The organism is Paraburkholderia sp. JPY419 (genome assembly GCF_050435705.1).
Taxonomy (GTDB): Bacteria; Pseudomonadota; Gammaproteobacteria; order Burkholderiales; family Burkholderiaceae; genus Paraburkholderia; species Paraburkholderia youngii.
Genome location: NZ_JBNDKV010000004.1, coordinates 2,494,459 through 2,512,370 on the forward strand (window position 1 = coordinate 2,494,459; position 17,912 = coordinate 2,512,370).

The window sequence follows — 17,912 nt, forward strand, 5'->3', positions numbered from 1 at the left end:
TCACACGGGGTATTCCCCTAGGGAGGAGAAATGATCGCAGTTCTGACCACCAACGGTGGAACCGTCACGTACGGTGAGGGTGCGGCAACCACGCTGTTGGTCGCCACTATTCGAGGCATGCTCGTGTTCGAGCGTGCTGACGCCAATGCGCCGTGGAAGCTCACGCGCAAGGCGCTGGAAGATCGCCACGTGAGCGCGCTGCTCTACGTGCCGAAAGCGGGTCTGTTGTTCGCGGGCGCACACGGCCAAGGCAGTCTGTCGGTCAGCAAGGACCTCGGGCTGACGTGGGAACCGGCCAACAACGGGCTGAACAGCACGCATATCTACACGATGGCGCAACAGGAGCGCGATGGCCGTACCGTTCTGTTCCTGGGCACGGAGCCGTCCGCGCTTTATCGCAGCGACGACCTGGGTGCGACGTGGGTCGAAATCCCCGAGATGATGACGGTGCCGGACCAGGACAAGTGGACGTTCCCGCCGCCCCCGCACATCGCGCACGTAAAGAACATCGCGTTCCATCCGGCCGAACCGGAGACGCTTTATATCTGTATCGAACAGGGCGCGCTGCTCAAGACGGTCGATGACGGCAAGACATGGACCGAGCCGCGTAGCTACGAATCGGAAAACGACAAGTTCTATCACGACAACCACCGCGTGCTGATTCGTCAGTCCAATCCCCGGCAGATGTTCATGTGCGGCGGTGAAGGCCTGCACTACAGCGCAGACGCAGGCGAGACGTGGGTGCACCTGATGACGCGTCAAGACCTGATCGGTTATCCCGACGCGATGTTCATCGATCCCCGCAACGAAAACGTGCTGTATCTCGGTGGCCCGGGCAACGCGCCGCGTGACTGGGGTGCACGGAAGTCGGCGGATGCCACGGTTCTCAAGAGCACCGATGGTGGCGTCACCTGGGACCATATGCGTAACGGTTTGCCCAAGGAAATCATCGGCAACATCGAGGGCATGGGCCTCTATCAGTGGGACGACAGGATCATGCTCATCGCCGGTACCGCGACGGGCGAGATTTACGCGACCGAGAACGACGGAGAAAGCTGGTACGCGATCTCGGAAGACGTGCCGCCGATCTCGAAGGGTGGTCACTACCGCTGGTTCCTCGATGCCAAGGAACGCATGAACGTCGAAGGTCGTTACGGCCGCAACGAACACTGATCCGGCCACATCGGCTAAACAAAAACTATTCTGTGCGCCGGTTCATCGAGCGCGGCGCAGCAAGCCCTAACAGGAGAACGCCTTGAGTCGTATTGCTAGTCACGAGGACGCCCTCGCTATCGCTCGCGGTTTGCACGACGTGATTCGTTCACGTGTCAAACAGACCGAAAGCGATCGCGTGGTGCCGAAAGAAACCATCGACGCACTACGTGAGTCGGGTCTTTTCAACATCATCACGCCGAAGTCGTTTGGCGGTTCCGAGTTGGGCTTCACGACGCTCGTCGAAGTCACGGCAGAAATCGCGTCGGCTTGCGGTTCGACCGGCTGGGTGTTCGGCGTGCTCGCCGGTCACAGCTGGATGCTGAACCTGTTCCCGTTGAAAGCACAGCAAGACGTGCTGGGCAAAGGCCACGCGCTGACGGCCACGGTGTTCCGCCTCGGCGGCACGATTACCGAGGTCGACGGTGGCTACAAACTCGTGAACGGTGAAGGGCGTTTCTGCTCCGGTATCGATCACGTGGAGTGGGTCATCGTCGGCAATGCGGTGCAGCGCGAAGACGGCCCGCCCGAACCGCGTTTCTTCGTGATCCCGCGCTCGGATATCCAGATCGTCGATGACTGGCACACCGCAGGCTTGCGTGGCACCGGCAGCCGCACGATCAAGGTCGCCGAAGCGTTCATCCCGGCACACCGTTCGGTGTCCGTCAAGGAAATGATGACGGGCAATGTCGAAGGCGCCGATGCCATGCGCGCTCCGATTTATCGGATGCCGTTCCATAACGTCACGCCGTTCTCGCTGATCGGTGCGCCCCTGGGCATGGCACGCGCGGCAATCAAATCATTCACCGAAGGTCTGGCGCCACGTCTGAAGGCAATGCCGGCTGACCAGATGGCAGAGCAGTCCGCCACGATCGAACGTCTCGCACACGCGACGGCGGATCTCGACGCGGCCTATGCGTTGATTCTCGAAGACACACGTCGCATTGACACAGCAGAAAGCGCAAAGTCGTTGACGCCGCTCGAATGGTCGCGCATTTCCCGCGATTGGGCATATTCGGCGCAAACGGCCCGTCGTGCGGCCAACAGTTTGTTCGAAGCCGCGGGTGGCACGAGCATCTATAACGCGTCGGACCTCCAACGAATCTGGCGCGACGTCAATTCGGCCGCGCAGCACTTCGCATTCACGTGGGACAGCGCACTGACGAGTTATGGACGTCAGGCACTCGATCTGCCGCCTTCGAACTTCGGCCCTGGTCCTAAGAAATAGGAGTTACCAATGAACGTGGATGATCTTCATTCAATCGAGGATTACTCGCCGGAAACGCTGCGTCAGATTATCGAACGGGTGGAGAACTCGCGCACGTTCGAACAGATGATCTATCGCGAGTCCGAACTGGACGAAGTCTGGCGACTGCTCGACAACGATATCGCTGCGGAAGCACGGAATGCCGCGAACTCGGCCGAAGGGCAGAACCTCGTGGCGCTGCGCAATCTGGTCATCGAAGCGCACGACCTGATCGGCAACGAAAGTAACACCGTAGACGCTCGCGAGCGACTGCTAAAAGCGGTCGCACTCGTTTAAGGCCGACGGGGGATTTCGGTCTCCCACGCAAATTCACATATAAGAGATTAGGAGCAAACATGCTTTCCCGTGAAGACAACGACGTTCTGACTCAAGTAGGAAAAGGCACCCCGAACGGCGACATGATTCGTCAATTCTGGATTCCGGCGCTGCTCGCATCGGAAATTCAGGAGCCGGGTGGTGCGCCCAAGCGCGTGCGTCTGTTGGGCGAAGATCTCGTGGCGTTCCGCGACAGCGATGGCAAGGTCGGCCTGCTCGAAGAACAGTGCCCGCACCGTCGTGCATCGCTCGCGCTGGGCGACAACTCGGACGGCGGTCTGCGTTGTCTGTACCACGGCTGGAAGTTCGCGGTAGATGGCCAGTGCATGGACACCCCGACCGAGCCGGAAGATTCGAAGCTGTGCTCGCGTATCAAGGCGATCGCGTACCCGGTGCGTGAAGTCGCTGGCGTGGTCTGGACGTACATGGGCGACCCGGCGAAGGTTCCGCAGTTCCCCGACTTCGATTTCCTGTCGTACCCGGCAGAAAAGGTTGCAGCGTTCAAGGTACTCGAAGACTGCAACTACGCTCAGGCCGTCGAAGGCACGATCGACTCGGCACACGCGGGTGTCCTTCACCGCGAGCAGCCGTGGTCGGCGCCGGCGAAGTACGAGCACGAGCGCGATCTGCGTCCGAAGATCGAAGTCGAATACACGCTGTACGGTTTGCGCTACGCCGGCGTCCGCAACTTCCGGGAAGAAGGCAAATTGCACGCCCGCGTCACGGAAGTGATTCTGCCGTTCTTCACGCTGATCCCGCCCGATGGCTTCGGCGTCCGTAAGAACCGCCGCATGGCCAACGCTTTCGTTCCGCGCGATGACGAATCGACGTGGCACATCCAGTGGTTCTTCGACGAAACGCAGCCGGTCGATATCGAATATCGCATCCAGGAAGGCGGCCACTGGGTCGACGAAAACTTCCGCAAGGAACTCAACATCGACAACTGGTACAAGCAGGACCGCGAAGCGATGAAGACCTCGTCGATGTCGGGCATCAAGGGCATCCTGACGCAAGACCACGCAGTCAGCGAAACGCAGGGCCGCATCCTCGACCGCACGAAGGAACACTTGGGCACGTCGGACGTCGCGGTCGTCGCATGGCGTCGCCAGATGATTCGTTCGGCACGCGCGTATGCACAAAGCGGTGAACTGCCGAGCGTGCTGACGAACACGATTCCGTGGAATCAGATTCACGCTTCGACAGTGATCTTCCCGAACGACCGCACGTGGAAGGAAGAAGTGCCCCTCAACCCGGACGTCGCTCTGAAGGCCTGAGGTACGCATGATCGTCGATAGCCATGCTCACGTATCGCCTCATTGGTATGAGCCCGTCGAGACGCTGCTCGATCAGATGAATGAATACGGTGTTGGTCATGCCGTGCTCACGCAGATGATTGGACAGACGGATAACCGGTATCAGCAGGAATGCGTCAAACGATTTCCCGGCCGTCTGTCGAGCGTGGCCTGGGTCGATGTGGAGGACCCGGACGTTGCGAAGACGATCGAATCGCTGGCCCGTGCTGGTGCCAGCGGTATTCGACTGAGACCATCGGCATGTCTTGACGACGGTCGCCTTCCCGAGGCTTGGCGCGGTATCCAGGCCTCGGGATTGCCAGTGAGCTGCGTTGGATCTGCTGAAGCGTTCAACGCGCCGGGCTTCATTGAACTGATCACCAAATTGCCGGGTACGACGATTGTCCTCGAGCATCTTGGCGGCACCAGCACGCCGGCTTCAACGGATGAAGCGCTGGCCCTGCGCCGCCAGGTGTTCAAACTCGCGGCGTTCCCCAACGTGATGCTGAAAGTACCGGGCCTTGGCGAACTATTGCCTCGCGATTCGAAAACCTGGCAGCAGGGCCGGCCGTTTGGTGATGCCCATCCTACGCTCCTACACGAAGCAGTTAGCGCGTTTGGCGCTGATCGTTTGATGTGGGGCTCTGACTTCCCCGTCGTGAGTTCGCGCGAGGGATATGGTCTGGCGTTGAAACTCACGCGTCAGGCACTCGCGGGACTGACGAATGACGATCTCGACGCGATCTTTGGCGGCACCGCCCTGCGTGTATTTTCGAAAGCCTGAGATTGAAAAAACTAGTAGGAGACAGACATGACGAAGAAGGTATTGGCCGCGGTCAAGACGGATGTCGAGACCACCGAATTGCGTGAATTCGATTATCCGCAAGTGCGCCCCGAGACCGGCATTCTGCGCATCGAAGCCAGCGGCGTCGGTGGCAGCGATCCCGAGTTGTATCGCAAGGCCGGTCACGTTCCGGTGATCATGGGCCACGAGAACGTCGGCACGATCGAAGAAGTTGGCGAAATCGCGGCTAAGCGGTGGGGCGTCAAGCCCGGCGACCGCGTTGCTCTCCATGAATACCTGCCGTGCTGGAATTGCGAGTGGTGTATGAAGGGCGATTTCCGTCTGTGCATGGAAGTCGATTTCTTCAACGTGAAGGATCGTCTGAATACCGATCGATTCGGCATGTCCACCGCCAACAAGCCGCCGCATCTGTGGGGCGGTTACGCGCAGTACATGCACATGCCGCTCAACACGGTGATGCACAAGATTCCCCACGACATGCCGGCCACGCATGCGACGCTGGCCGTGCCGTTCGGCAACGGCGTGCAGTGGGCGTGTCTTGACGGTGGCGCAGGCCCCGGCAAGGTCGTGCTCGTCTTCGGTCCTGGCCAGCAGGGTTTGGGCTGCGTGCTGGCGGCAAAGGCCGCTGGCTCGTACACGGTGATTCTCGCGGGTATGACGCGTGACCAGACTCGTCTCGATCTGTCGCTGCGCCTTGGCGCCGACTACGCGATCAATGTCGAGACGCAAGACCTCGAAGCCGAAGTGATGCGTATCACGAAGGGCCGTGGCGTGGACGTCGTTGTCGATACCACGGGCGATCCCAAAGGCGAAATCGTCAAGCAGGCGATCGCGCTGGCAGCGAAGGGCGCCTACCTGAGCCTGAACGGCCTGGAACAGCACGTGCCGATCGGCGAGATCAAGAAGCGCTATCTGACGGTGCGTGCACCGCGTGGCCGTAGCTATGCGGCTGTCGAACTGGCACTGCGCTATATCGGTTCGGGCCGCTATCCGATCGACGAGGTGTGCTCGCACACCTTCGGACTCGCACAGACACACGAAGCGATCCTGGCGACGGCCGGGCGTGGCGTCGAAGGCGCTATCCACGTCTGTGTCGATCCGTGGAAATAACGCCCTACCGTTTGTTGATATCGAATTTTACAGAGAAGGTAACGTCATGATCGACAGTCACGCCCACCTGATTTCCACGAACGTGGAGAAGTATCCGCCGTCGCCGTTGAGCGGCACGCTCGAAGCTAACGCATTCGACAACCCGGTGACGGCCGAACGCCTGATCGACCTGCTCGATGCAAATGGTGTCGAGAAGGCGCTCGCGGTCCAGCGCGCTCACCTCTACGGCTTCCACAACGACTATGTGGTGGACTCCGCAGAGCAATATCCCGATCGTCTGCGTTCGCTGTGCATGATCGATGCACTGGCCGACAACGTCGAAGAAACCGTCCGTTACTGGGTTGGCCAGCGTGGCTCGGTCGGTATTCGTCTGACGGAGCCGCAAAAGGGCGCGGACTCGAGCTGGTTCGCGTCGAAAGAAGCCATGCGTGCATGGTCGGCCGTGTCGGATTTCGGCGGCTCGGTGCGCCTGCACTTCTACCGCTGGAATCGCGTCGCCGCGCTCGAAGCGCTTCGAGACGTCGTCAAGCAATTCCCGAACACGCCAGTCGTTCTCGATCACTTTTCGAACATCGTCGGCGAATCGGGTGCACCGGACTACGGCGTGGACGAAGCGCTGCTCAAGTTCGTCGACTCGCCGAACGTCTACCTGCTGTACTCGATGATCAACCTCGGCAAGCTGAAGGCACTCGAGCTGCCGGCAGCGCCCGTCGTCGAGCGTGTCGTCCGGTCGTTCGGAGCCGACCGCGTGATGTGGGGTTCGGACATCGCGCAGTCGAAGGGTGAGTACAAGGACATGGTTCAGTTGGCAAAGGATTCAGTGTCGTCGCTCTCTGAAGCAGATCAGCGGAAGGTCCTGCACACGACCGCTGAACGCGTGTACTTCAGCTGATATTCGCCCACGTGGATACGGCGTTCCAACCCAAGAAAAAGCGGGACGCCGATTCTCGCATTTAAGGGTATCCCCGAGTCTTGTCGAGCGGTGCTACAAGATAAGATAAAGAATACCCAATTGAATACTTTCGGCGATCGAGCGCGGTAGATCCGATCCGGGGCAAGTTGGGTCGGCTGTACCGCATATGTCAGGCAACACGCTCGATTTGTCCGTTCTCGATTCTCTCTGAGGAGACATCAAATGAAATTCCTTCGGAACTGTTGGTACATGGTTGGCTGGTCGAGCGAGTTCTCGGCTACCGACATCGTCCCATTCACCGTGATGGACGAACCGCTGGCGCTCTATCGCAAGGACGACGGCACGCTCGTCGCTCTGGAAGACCTGTGCCCGCACCGTTTGGCGCCGCTGACGGTTGGCCGCAAAGAAGGCGACGAACTGCGCTGCATGTATCACGGCCTGAAGTTCGCTGCCGATGGTCGCTGCACCGAAATCCCGGGCCAGGAGCGGATTTCGTCGAAGGTCTGCGTGCGCAGCTACCCGATCGAAGAAAAGCACGGTGCCGCGTGGGTCTGGATGGGTGACCCGGCAAAGGCCGACGTCGCACTGATTCCGCCGATCGAAGGTCCGAATAGCGACACGTACTCGATGGTCTGCTCGAAGTTCGTCATGAACGGCAATGCAGAACTCGTGGCCGACAACCTGCTCGACCTGTCGCACGCACCGTTCATTCACGAATCGACGTTCGGTGCGAATAACAAGGTGTCGCTGAAGGTTCAGAAGGATGGCGAGACCAAGCGCGGCACGACGGTTCTCGAACGTGGAGTCGTCGCCGATCGTTGGCACATGGGTCGTCCGACGAACCCGTATTTCGATCTGCCTTCCGACGATAACGTGGTCAGCACCTTCCTGGTGCCGGGCGTCTTCATTCTGAAGATCAACTCCTTCGCACCGGGCGTTCAAGATCGTTTCGTCGACGGTAAGCCGAACGAGGAACCGATCTTCCGCCGCTGCACGTGCCAGATGATTACGCCGATCAACGATACGCAATCGATGTTCTTCTACAACTTCGGTCCGGATCATGAGCACGCCGATCTGAAGGAGCACGCATTCGGAATCGCCGACGCGGCATTCGCCGAAGACAAGGCAATCATCGAAGCGCAGCAGGCAATGATCAAGAAGGTGCCGGGCCGCAAGATGATCATGCTGGCGATGGATCAGCCGGTGCTGCGTTACAACGAGATTTATGACGGCCTTCGCACGAAGGAAGAAGCCGAGCAGGCAGCATCTCCCGCAGCCTGAGCAGCTCAACCCGCGCCGGTATGTTTGGAGACACGATGGATAACGAAAAGATGGAAGTGAACTGGACCGAGCCCCGATGGGATGAACAGGCCGATATGGTTGTGGTCGGCTATGGCGGTGCGGGCGCAACGTTCGCGTTCGCTGCCGCCGAACAGGGCGCTGACGTGCTCATCCTCGAAAAGGGTGCACAGGGTGGCGGTAACTCGGTCTGTGTGGCGGGTGGTCTGATCATGACCTCCGTCGATGAAGAAGAGTCTTTCAAGTATCTGAACTGGTTGTGTGCAGGTCAGACCGAGGAGAGCGTTCTTCGTCATTTCGTCGCAAGTCTCAAAGACATACCTGCGTTCCAGCACAAACTGGAATTGCCGCTCAAAGACAACCCGCAGCCGTTCTCGGCCCCGGGTTTCTTTCCCGAGTTCGCGGGCGCTCCGGGTGCCGAGAGCATCAAGGGTATGAGCGTCGTGGCCGCGCCAGGCGGCGCAGGTCTCTATAACGCGATCTCGGCTCAAGCAGAGAAGGCGGGTGCACGTGTCAAGTACAGCACGCGTGTTACGCGTCTGATTCAGCATCCGGTGACGGGTGCGATTCTCGGTGTCGAAGCCGAACGCGAAGATGGCACGACGATCACGATTCGCGGTCGCAAGGCAACGGTGCTGGCCAGCGGTGGCTTCGAAGCGAACGAGGCCATGTGCAAGCAGTTTATCACCGCATGCCCGATCTATTTCCTGGGCAGCCCGAATCTGACCGGCGACGGCATCCGCATGGCGCAGGAAGTCGGTGCCCAGCTGTGGCACATGAACGCCGTGGCAGGCCCGCTCAACATGGGCATCAAGACTAAGGAAGGGTACGTCTACGTCACGTATGACCTTAACAAGGTAGCGGGTTTCGGCTACAAGTCGGGCGCGTTCAAGGACGGCGGCAGTCTGCTGTGGGTGAACCGACAGGCGAAGCGCTTCCACAACGAAACGATCGACACGTCGGTCGTTCAACACGGGTTGGCGAATCGCGACACGTGGCTAGCAACGACGCCGGGCATTCCGGAATTCACCAACGTGCCGGCGTTCCACATCTTCGACGAAAAGGTTCGGGCCGGTGGCGCGGCGATGACCACGCTGAATTCGCGCGTGCCGCCGTGGAGCCAGGACAACCTCAAGGAACTCGAAGAAGGTCTGATCGTCAAGGCCGATACGCTCGAAGAATTGGCGTTGAAGTGCCAATGGCCGGAAATCCCGGGCGTGACCAAGGCAGGTCACCTCGATCCTCAGACGCTTCGTGAGACGGTCGAGCGCTATAACGAGCAGTGCCGTCTGAATGCCGATCCCGAGTTCGGACGCGAGACGTTCCTGGTGCCGCTCAACGACGAGGGGCCGTACTACGCGATCGGACCCATGCTGCCGACGTACCTCAATACCCACGGCGGACCGAAACATGATGCGGGGCAACGTGTTCTCGATCATCACGACAAGCCGATTCCCGGTCTCTACGCAGTTGGGGAGTGTGGATCTTTGTGGGGTCCGTTCTACAACTCGATGGGCGATATTGCGGAGTTCATCGTATCAGGCATGACAGCAGCGAAGACCGCACTTTCCGATAGCGAGGATCGGAAGCTTCGCTGATTGATTACACGGATAACTAACCAGGAGACAGAGAACAATGAGTGAGACCGCAGAGGTGCGAGCGACGTTCGCATCCGCCGAAACCGCTTCGGATTCGAATACGTCGAAGGGAGCATGGTGGATGCTCGCCATTTTGACGGCGACATACGTGGTCTCCTTCATCGATCGGGGCGCGATTTCCCTCGTCGTCGGGCCGATCAAGGAAGACCTCGGAATTTCCGATCTCGAAGTCAGTTGGCTTCTCGGGCTCTCATTCATGCTTCTGTACAGCGTGCTTGGCGTTCCGATGGGTGCGCTGGTCGATAAGTACGAGCGCCGGCGCCTGCTCGGTGGCGCGATCATGGCATGGTCCGCCGTTCAGGTTTTGTGCGGTCTGAGTCAGACGTACGTCCAGTTGTTCGTAACGCGGGTGGGCCTCGGTGTTGGCGAGTCCGCGCTGTCGCCCGGAGCCGCGTCGATGATTCGCGATGCGTTTCCGCCGCAACGCCGCAGCCTCGCGTTCGGCATTTACAACATCGGCCCGCTTCTCGGCACCGGTCTGGCTCTCGGCCTCGGCGGTTTTCTTCTGAAGGCGGCGTCGGCGGGTGCATTTGCGGGCCTGCCGCTGGTTGGGGGGCTCAAACCATGGCATTTCGTGCTGCTGGTGCCGGGTCTTATCGGCATTCCGTTCGCCGTACTGCTGTGGCTCGTACGTGAACCGGCACGCCGCGACGTCAACGCAGGCAGTGGGGTCACGTATCGTCAAGCGCTTTGTTTCGCGTGGACCAACAAGGCCGTCTACGTTCAACTCTGGGTTGCGATCTGCTTGTACGGCATTGCGGTCGGTTCGCAGATGGCCTGGCTCCCGGAAATCATCGCGCGCACGCTGAATGTCCCGCGCCCGGAGATCGGTAAGGCGTTGGGCGGTGTGGCACTGTTGGCGTCGCCCGCTGGCCTGTTGATCCTGGGCCGTATCGCTGACTGGCTGCGTGAACGCGGCATGATCGACGCACCGGTTCGTGTCGCCGCTGTCACGACGGCCATCGCTGCAATCGTCACCGCATGCTTCCCGCTGATTCACTCGATGAATGTCGGCCTGATTGCATATTTCGTGCAGACGTTCATGTTCTCGATGTTCGCGGTAGCAGGCGGCGCAACGATGGCCAACTTCACGCCGGGCAACATGATGGGAAAACTGACGGCGGTCTACTACCTGATCACCAACCTGCTCGGCCTGGCACTCGGGCCCACCGTCGTCGCGCTCGTTGCCAAACTCTTCTCGGGTCCCAATGCACTCGGCGCTTCCTTCGTCGTTTGCTATGTGATCTCGGTAGCACTGGCAGTCATTCTGTTGATCCGTGTCTGTGGTGCACTGCGTCGTGCGGCGGCAAATAGCTGATATCTGATTCAGGAGTGTCCGGTGGGGGCACTCCTCTCTCGAGTTCCTATAGGTTCAATCCCGTGAAAATTACCCGCGTTGAGTGCGTTCCGGTTTCAATGCCGCTTAAGAGGCCACTGAAGCTTCCGAACGTCACGATCACCTGTCTGAATACGCTCGTGGTGCGTATCTATGCCGATAACGGATTGGTGGGCGTCGCTGAATCTGGCGACACCTCGTCGTGGTATCGCGGTGAAAGCCAGGCCTCGATGACGGCAATGATTTCCGATATTTTCGCTCCGCGAATCCTGCTTGGCGAAGATCCGTGCAATATCGAAAAAATCGTCGGCATGATGGATCAGCTGGCACGCGACAACAATCAGGCGAAAGCTCTCGTCGATTGCGCGTTGCATGACCTGAAGGGGAAAGCACTCGGCCGCCCGGTCTACGATCTTTTGGGTGGCCGCACTCGCGAGTCAGTACCATTGGGCTGGGTTCTCTCGGCCGGCGATCCGGAAAAAGTGGCAGAGGCAGCAGTCCAGGTTCGGGAGGCTGGTTTCTCGGCCTTCAAGCTCAAGGTTGGGCGCCATACGTTCGACAACGATGTGGCGACGGCCCGCGAAGTGCGCAAAGCACTCGGCCCGGACGCGATGATCACTCTGGACGCAAATGGTTCGTGGAATTACGAGCAGGCCCTGAAGACGGTGCGTCGCCTGGACGAATACAACCTCGCTTTCATGGAGCAGCCGCTGGCGCATCAATACCGCGACAGCATGTCCAAACTCCGCGAGCGCGTGAACACGCCGATTTACGCAGACGAGGGTGCGCAGGAACTTGGCGACCTGCGCGAGATCGCGGAGCGCCGCTCGGCGGACGGCGTGATTCTGAAGATTCAAAAGGTCGGCGGTCTGCTCAAGGCGCAACGATTCCTGGCGGCATGCCGGATCTACGATATCCCCGTGTTCTGCTCCACCTTGATCGGCGGCGGTATCGAGTCGGGCCCGAGCACGCATTTGATGGTCTCGGATCAGTGGGCGTGCCAGTTCATGAGCGAAAGCATGGGGCCTCTGGCCGTGCATTCGGTATTCAACAGCGACGAGATTCCGGCGGGCGAAGATCTGGCCATCGGCGGTCAGCGGTTTGCCCGGGGCCGGGCATATCCGAGCGAAGGGCCGGGCTTTGGATTCGAGGTCGATGAAAAGCTCCTGAACAAAATCATCACGCCGGGCGCAGCCCATCGGGTCGTTCAGGCGTAAACGGGCATTCAGCGGCTGACTCGATTCCGCCGCGTTGCGAAAACTAAAGCCAACAACGGAGACATCTGATGCAAGGTATTAATTCGCCGCCGTGGAAGTACGCTGTCCTTTGGCTCCGGATATATTTCGGTGCTGATTTGCTGTGGTCGGGTTTCCGTTATATCTCCACCGGATGGGTTCCATTCATTCCGGGCACCGGAGGTGCATACGTGCAAGCGCTCGATGCGATTCACATGTTCCCGGTCGTCAAGTATATGGAATGCGTGCTCGGTATCCTGATGCTGAGCAACCGTTTCGTGCTGCTCGCTGCGATTTTCGAGTTCCCGACTTCGGTTTCGATTTTCTGGATCAATACCTTCATCGTTGCGACTCCGCGCCAATTGTTCTCGGGCCCGAATCAACTGCTGATGAATGGTCTATTGATTTTGGCCTACAGCGGCTACATGGCTTCGGTATTTAAGCCAAAACTCACGCCTCTGGCATTGTGGGAAGGGTTCAGGGTCGATGTCTGGAAAGAGTCTCTCAAGTTCAAGAAAAGACCTGAACTGCGCAGAGATATCGTCGAATCGGGAGAACTGCAATGAAGAGCAACCGGAACCTCTATATCGGTCTCGCGCTGTGTCTGGTCATGACGTGCTGGGTCTTCTTCGGCTCGACGGGATTGGGTTACACGGAATATCGTCCTCTGCGCGCGCGTGACATGTTTGGTCTCGCAATTCCGTGGATCTGCGTCATTACTGTACTGATTCGCGATCGCCGTAAAGGCATCGTTTAAAACGGCTCTTAGGTGATGGGAAGTTTCCATCACCTTTGAGATATCCTGTCGTATTGCAATTTCTGCGGCACCATATTTCAACGTTGTACTGCAAGAACCTTTACGGAAATAGCCTTCCCATGAATAGCGCGAATTCTTCCCCGTGGAAGTATGTAATCACGTGGTTGCGTCTGTATTTCGGCGCCCATCTTTTCTTCTCAGGTATCCGATTCGTGATCGACGGCTATGTGCCGATGATTCCGGGTCTCGCCGGCCAGTATGTGGCGGGAGCCGATGCGATCGGTATGTATCACTGGGTTAAGTACATGGAAGCGGTTTACGGGGCACTGCTGCTGATGAACCGTTTCGTGTTCCTGACACTGATTCTCGAGATGCCGACGACGGTCACGATTTTCTGGCTGAACACGTTTATCTCGGCGACGCCGCGTCAACTGTTCTCGGGTCCGCAAGAACTCCTGATGAACGGCATTCTGCTGCTCGCATACAGCGGCTACATGGCGGTTTGCTTCCGTCCGACGCTCAACCCGATGTGGCTGTGGGACGGCTGGAAGGGTTTCAGCCTGAAGGGCAAAGGTGGGAGCCTGGTGGGTGTACCCGCCGTCGAACAGCAGCAAAATGTACCCGCCTTCGAACAGCGAAAGAAAGAATTAGCTTAAGGAGCACACGCGATGAAAAAGAATACCTGGATCGCAATCGCCATCTGTATCGCACTGACGCTGGCGGCCGTCGACGGCTCGACGGGTTGGGGCTGGACGGAGTACCGTCCGCTGCGTAATTTCGATTACTTCGGCCTCGGCGTCTCCTGGCTGCTCTTCATCTTCGTGCTCGTGCGCGACAAGATCAAGGGCGAAGCATAAGGCTTCGGTCACCGCGGTTCTAGATTCAAGGAAGTCCGGGGAGAATGTTCTCTCTGGACTTTTTTTGTTTATATACGGCTTGGCGTGACCATCTGAGTTGGATTCAGCAGGATCGACCTGATGGTGGCGCAGGGCGCGAGTACGCATGACCCAGGTCGTAGGCGGTTCATCTCTGATCTGTCAAGCAATGAGCTGCGACAGATATCCCAATCCCCGCTTTGTTCCCGAGTGCGTTTGAAAGCCCTTGGACAGAGGCACTGCGTCCGATTGAACCGATGGAGAAGTACCTGCCACTGGCGACAGAAAGATGCCTGCCTGCAGAGGATTAGTAGGCTAAGCTCAAGCGCAGGCTGATGACGGCGTTGGTCCGACGCGACCGAGAACAGATCATGCAGGTGTTGATCGATGAGCGAGAGCGTATAAGCGGGACGGTCATCGACGATTTGGCAAGCAGAGGACTATGAATAAAAAAAGCCCGCTCGAAGCGGGCTTTTTCGCAGGAGTAGGAAGGCTTAGAAGCGCGTTGCCAAACCCAGGCCGATTGCCGTGACATTGGCGTGGTAGCCGGTCGGGGCACCGAGACCACCGGGCGGGTAGATCGTTTGGTGCGCGATCCCGCTGTTCCAGAGCTTCTTGAAGAAGCCGTACAGCATCGTCGCCTTCGAGAGCTGGTACGTGTAACCGACAGCAGCCGATCGAATCGCCCAATTGCCAGTTACCGGACCGTTTGTGCTGGCATAGGTAATGTTCTGGTCGCTCAGTCCGCCGTAAGAAGCGCGAATGGTGCCGAATGGGCCGGTCGGAATCGTGACACCGGCTTGCCAGCCCTTATCGGTCTGGCCCGGATCATTCAGACGCACTTGGTACGTACCGTAGAGCGCGACGAAGTTGAAGTCGTATTTCACACCCAAGACGTGTTCGTACGTATTGCGTGCAATGGTCGCTGACGGTTGCAGGCTGTGGCCGAAGCCGTAGCTCGTGAGCAACGGGCCGTTGGCGTAGGTAAGAGTCGCGAGTTGGTAGTGCGTCGCGTTCTGCAGACCTTGATTGTTGCCCCACGAATACGCTGCTGTACCATTCAGACCCCTCCACGTGGGCGACGAATACTGGATCGTATTGTCCTGGCGAGCCGGATCTTGCAGCATGTTGAAAATCCACGGACGCGGTTCTTCGCCGCCAATCGAGCCGAGCGGCGAGGCTGCTGCCAGCAGCATCGGGTCGAAAGTGCCGCCCCATTCGTAGCCGGCCGTTTGCAAGCGACCTGCAATGATCTGGCCGAAGTCGCGGCTGTCGATGCCGACGTAGGCGCGACGCCCGAACAGACGTCCACTCTGGCCGGACGTGCCGTTGTTGATGTTGAAGCCGCTTTCGAGCACGGCGATCGCTGACAGACCGCCGCCCAGATCTTCCTTCGCGCGAATGCCCCAACGGGAACCACCGGCACCGCCGCTGTTCATGCTGATGACGTGTTGGCCTTCGGAGTTTCCGAAGTAGCCGATGAATGCATCGGCGACGCCATACAGCGTCACGCTGGTCTGTGCCTGTGCCATCACAGGCGCGATTGCTGCCGTAACGGCGCAGCTAACGAGCAGTTTACGCAATTCCAGTGTCTCCTATTTGTGGATGTTAATTTGTAGAGTGGTCGACGTTGCACAAGGGCGAGGCGATGCACAACAGTACGCATTCAAAATAATATACGATGTTGCATATAACAGGGGGAAAATTTCAGAAGTGTTGTGTTCGAGGGTATTCCCTGGATGACAGCTGATGCTCGCTATTTTCCTCTGTGGTCATTGATTGGGATTGCAAAGGAAAAAGCAACGGTGCAGAGCGATTCTTCAAAAGAAAAAGATAGAGCACCATTGGTTGAAGGCGTCTAAGGCCGGCATGGTGAAAGGCCCGCGGGCGAAGCTCTTTTCGGCGGAACAGAAGGCACATACAGCGGGAAGCTTCCGGCGCGCATTCTATCGGCAATTGCGGCGCGCCTCGATGCCGCGCGATCCATCGAACGCCTCGCTCTGGCAGTGGCCGTGTCCTCGAAATTCCTCCGCAGACACAGGACAGCGCCGAACGATATGCGCTTGGTGACCCGTTAGGTTCGACTACCCCGAGACCGCGATACGCGCAGGCGCGATCGTGGCGCAATGGCATGAGGCGGCCGGCGCTCCAACTGGTCAGATGCCCCAGTAGCAACGTAGCCGCAACAACCCCGGTCATCCGGCGTCGGGCGCTGCAAGGGCCAATGCCGGTGGTGGATCGTGTTCGCTCGCGGATTGAATTTTCCTGTCTACCCATCCGGGTGAGGACTCACATTACGGAAGGCCGAGGATGGCAAGGCTTTTGCCACCATGCCGCGTCAACTATCGCGGCATACGGGTTCCTTGCCACTGACCGACTCACTGCTGACGGATTCGTCAGCCCGAAACCGACCTTGCCGCCCGCCCGGCGCCGTCGCTCCCCGCGGATTACATTGCTCGCGAAGGAAATGTCGCGTACATCAAATAGCACCTATCCGCCAACAACGGAAATAGGGAAACCCCGACGTTTACACCCGATGTTTCGACCTATACGATTCGGTAGGCTAAATTAAATACAAAAACGCAGGACCGAACCATCTCAAGCCGAAGCGTTTCACTCTTCACAATGCTTTCAAGGAGGCAGGATGTCGAATAACCAAGGGGTTCTCTCCTCGGGGGGTATCGCCACGCGTATCAACGTGTGGATGGACAGCATGACTGGACGCGTGGTCACGGCGATCGTGGGCTTCCTGTTCATCGCGCAGATCGCTCACGGTTTGCATTCGGATCCCCGTTGGCACTGGCATGCGGGCACCGGCAAACTGCCGCACGACATCGTTCAGGAGTTCATGGACCTGGCCTATACGGAGGGCAAGGGCGCCGAAGCGTACAAGACTTACTTTTCGGAAAAGGCTGTCGATAACGCGCCGAACACGATCGATCATCAGGATGGCGGACCCATTCCCCACGAAGTGAAGAAGATCATCGTCCAAGGCATGGACGTCGCGGTCTACCAGACGATCGGCGCCACCCGTGGCCAACCGGCGCAAGACGTTGTCGATGTCTACGAGATCAGCGGGTCTGGGTGGATCATTCGCCATGATCGCATTACGCAACAGAAGGCGGCGCCTGTGCAGGCTGCGAACTAAACAGCAAAGGACGAAAGCACACTATGGACAACGATGATCGCAAAACGATGCCGCAACTCATCGGCAAAGTCATCCTGACGTTCTGCCGGCTGTATCTTGGCGGCTGGATGGTCGTCAGCGGTACCAGCTACTGGCGTACGGCTCTCGGCATGTCGCCGATCTTCCCGCAACCGTTCGGCACGCTGCCCGAGTCGAATGAGCTGCTGGTCACGATGGTTCACACGCACTTTTTCCATATCGTGAAGACGTGCGAAATTCTGGGTGGCCTTTCGCTCATTCTCGGTATCTTCGTTCCGGTCGGCCTGCTTATGCTTCTGCCGGTGTCGTTCGTCGTCTGGTACAACGCGATCGTGTTGAACCATCGCTTCGACAAGATGTTCACGCCGTACATGGGCGTTGGTTGCCTATATATGAACCTGATTCTGATGGTCTGGTACATCAAGTACTACCTGCCGATGATGACGTTCAAAACCACGATCGGCCGCATCGGCGACTGGAAGAAGCTGCCAAAAATTTTCAAGTCGGACGCTGTTGATCTGATCTGATTTCGGATGTGAAGTGAGGGATTTGGCTACGTTGCTTCGGTAACGTAGCTTTTTTTGTTTAAATATTTGGCGATATTTCCTGGAACATGACGAAAAGATTTTTACGTCTTAAATCGGGTTGGTCATTGAGCCGGGTTTGTGACGA

Annotated in this window: 19 protein-coding genes; 18 read left to right on the forward strand and 1 reads right to left on the reverse strand. The window is 58.4% G+C overall.

Annotated elements, in window-relative coordinates; all coding sequences use genetic code 11:
- Positions 1–30: 30 nt before the first annotated feature.
- The 15 genes from QFZ91_RS39905 (at position 31) to QFZ91_RS39975 (ending at position 14,056) form a co-directional block, all read left to right on the forward strand.
- Positions 31–1,173, forward strand: coding sequence for a glycosyl hydrolase (locus QFZ91_RS39905; RefSeq protein ID WP_429570659.1), 1,143 nt, complete (start codon positions 31–33; stop codon positions 1,171–1,173).
- 82 nt (positions 1,174–1,255) lie between these two features.
- Positions 1,256–2,440, forward strand: coding sequence for an acyl-CoA dehydrogenase family protein (locus QFZ91_RS39910; protein WP_176368713.1), 1,185 nt, complete (start codon positions 1,256–1,258; stop codon positions 2,438–2,440).
- A 9-nt stretch (positions 2,441–2,449) separates the two neighbouring features.
- The gene (locus QFZ91_RS39915) at positions 2,450–2,755 is read left to right on the forward strand and encodes a hypothetical protein (RefSeq protein ID WP_176106749.1); all 306 of its coding nucleotides are present in this window, start codon (positions 2,450–2,452) and stop codon (positions 2,753–2,755) included.
- Positions 2,756–2,814: 59 nt separating this feature from the next.
- Positions 2,815–4,068, forward strand: a complete 1,254-nt coding sequence (locus tag QFZ91_RS39920; protein WP_429570660.1) for a Rieske 2Fe-2S domain-containing protein — start codon at positions 2,815–2,817, stop codon at positions 4,066–4,068.
- 7 nt (positions 4,069–4,075) lie between these two features.
- A complete protein-coding gene (locus QFZ91_RS39925) occupies positions 4,076–4,870 on the forward strand; it encodes an amidohydrolase family protein (protein WP_176106747.1) in 795 nt (264 codons plus the stop codon).
- 27 nt (positions 4,871–4,897) lie between these two features.
- Positions 4,898–6,001, forward strand: coding sequence for a zinc-dependent alcohol dehydrogenase (locus QFZ91_RS39930; RefSeq protein WP_176125423.1), 1,104 nt, complete (start codon positions 4,898–4,900; stop codon positions 5,999–6,001).
- 46 nt (positions 6,002–6,047) lie between these two features.
- Positions 6,048–6,893 (forward strand): amidohydrolase family protein, encoded by an 846-nt coding sequence (locus tag QFZ91_RS39935; protein WP_176384068.1) that lies wholly within the window; start codon positions 6,048–6,050, stop codon positions 6,891–6,893.
- A gap of 243 nt (positions 6,894–7,136) precedes the next feature.
- The gene (locus QFZ91_RS39940; protein ID WP_429570661.1) at positions 7,137–8,195 is read left to right on the forward strand and encodes a Rieske 2Fe-2S domain-containing protein; all 1,059 of its coding nucleotides are present in this window, start codon (positions 7,137–7,139) and stop codon (positions 8,193–8,195) included.
- 35 nt (positions 8,196–8,230) lie between these two features.
- Positions 8,231–9,811, forward strand: a complete 1,581-nt coding sequence (locus QFZ91_RS39945) for an FAD-dependent oxidoreductase (protein ID WP_429570662.1) — start codon at positions 8,231–8,233, stop codon at positions 9,809–9,811.
- A gap of 37 nt (positions 9,812–9,848) precedes the next feature.
- Positions 9,849–11,189 (forward strand): MFS transporter, encoded by a 1,341-nt coding sequence (locus tag QFZ91_RS39950; RefSeq protein WP_429570663.1) that lies wholly within the window; start codon positions 9,849–9,851, stop codon positions 11,187–11,189.
- A 62-nt stretch (positions 11,190–11,251) separates the two neighbouring features.
- Complete coding sequence (locus QFZ91_RS39955; protein ID WP_429570664.1) at positions 11,252–12,424, forward strand: mandelate racemase/muconate lactonizing enzyme family protein; 1,173 nt, start codon at positions 11,252–11,254, stop codon at positions 12,422–12,424.
- A 68-nt stretch (positions 12,425–12,492) separates the two neighbouring features.
- Positions 12,493–13,008, forward strand: coding sequence for a hypothetical protein (locus QFZ91_RS39960; RefSeq protein ID WP_429570665.1), 516 nt, complete (start codon positions 12,493–12,495; stop codon positions 13,006–13,008).
- Entirely contained in the window at positions 13,005–13,199 is a 195-nt protein-coding gene (locus QFZ91_RS39965) for a hypothetical protein (RefSeq protein ID WP_087738133.1), read from the forward strand. The genes QFZ91_RS39960 and QFZ91_RS39965 overlap by 4 nt, the downstream gene beginning before the upstream one ends.
- Positions 13,200–13,318: 119 nt before the next feature.
- The gene (locus QFZ91_RS39970) at positions 13,319–13,855 is read left to right on the forward strand and encodes a hypothetical protein (RefSeq protein ID WP_246391931.1); all 537 of its coding nucleotides are present in this window, start codon (positions 13,319–13,321) and stop codon (positions 13,853–13,855) included.
- Between the two features lie 12 nt (positions 13,856–13,867).
- Positions 13,868–14,056, forward strand: a complete 189-nt coding sequence (locus QFZ91_RS39975) for a hypothetical protein (protein WP_176106741.1) — start codon at positions 13,868–13,870, stop codon at positions 14,054–14,056.
- A 512-nt stretch (positions 14,057–14,568) separates the two neighbouring features.
- Here QFZ91_RS39975 and QFZ91_RS39980 read toward each other — a convergent pair.
- Positions 14,569–15,657, reverse strand: a complete 1,089-nt coding sequence (locus QFZ91_RS39980; RefSeq protein WP_176125427.1) for a porin — start codon at positions 15,655–15,657, stop codon at positions 14,569–14,571.
- A 156-nt stretch (positions 15,658–15,813) separates the two neighbouring features.
- Here QFZ91_RS39980 and QFZ91_RS39985 point away from each other — a divergent pair, with 156 nt between their 5' ends.
- The 3 genes from QFZ91_RS39985 (at position 15,814) to QFZ91_RS39995 (ending at position 17,767) form a co-directional block, all read left to right on the forward strand.
- On the forward strand, positions 15,814–15,936 hold the full coding sequence (locus QFZ91_RS39985) for a hypothetical protein (RefSeq protein ID WP_429570666.1): 123 nt from the start codon (positions 15,814–15,816) through the stop codon (positions 15,934–15,936).
- A 782-nt stretch (positions 15,937–16,718) separates the two neighbouring features.
- On the forward strand, positions 16,719–17,222 hold the full coding sequence (locus tag QFZ91_RS39990; RefSeq protein ID WP_176106738.1) for a hypothetical protein: 504 nt from the start codon (positions 16,719–16,721) through the stop codon (positions 17,220–17,222).
- Between the two features lie 23 nt (positions 17,223–17,245).
- Positions 17,246–17,767, forward strand: coding sequence for a DoxX family membrane protein (locus QFZ91_RS39995; RefSeq protein ID WP_429570667.1), 522 nt, complete (start codon positions 17,246–17,248; stop codon positions 17,765–17,767).
- Positions 17,768–17,912: the final 145 nt, after the last annotated feature.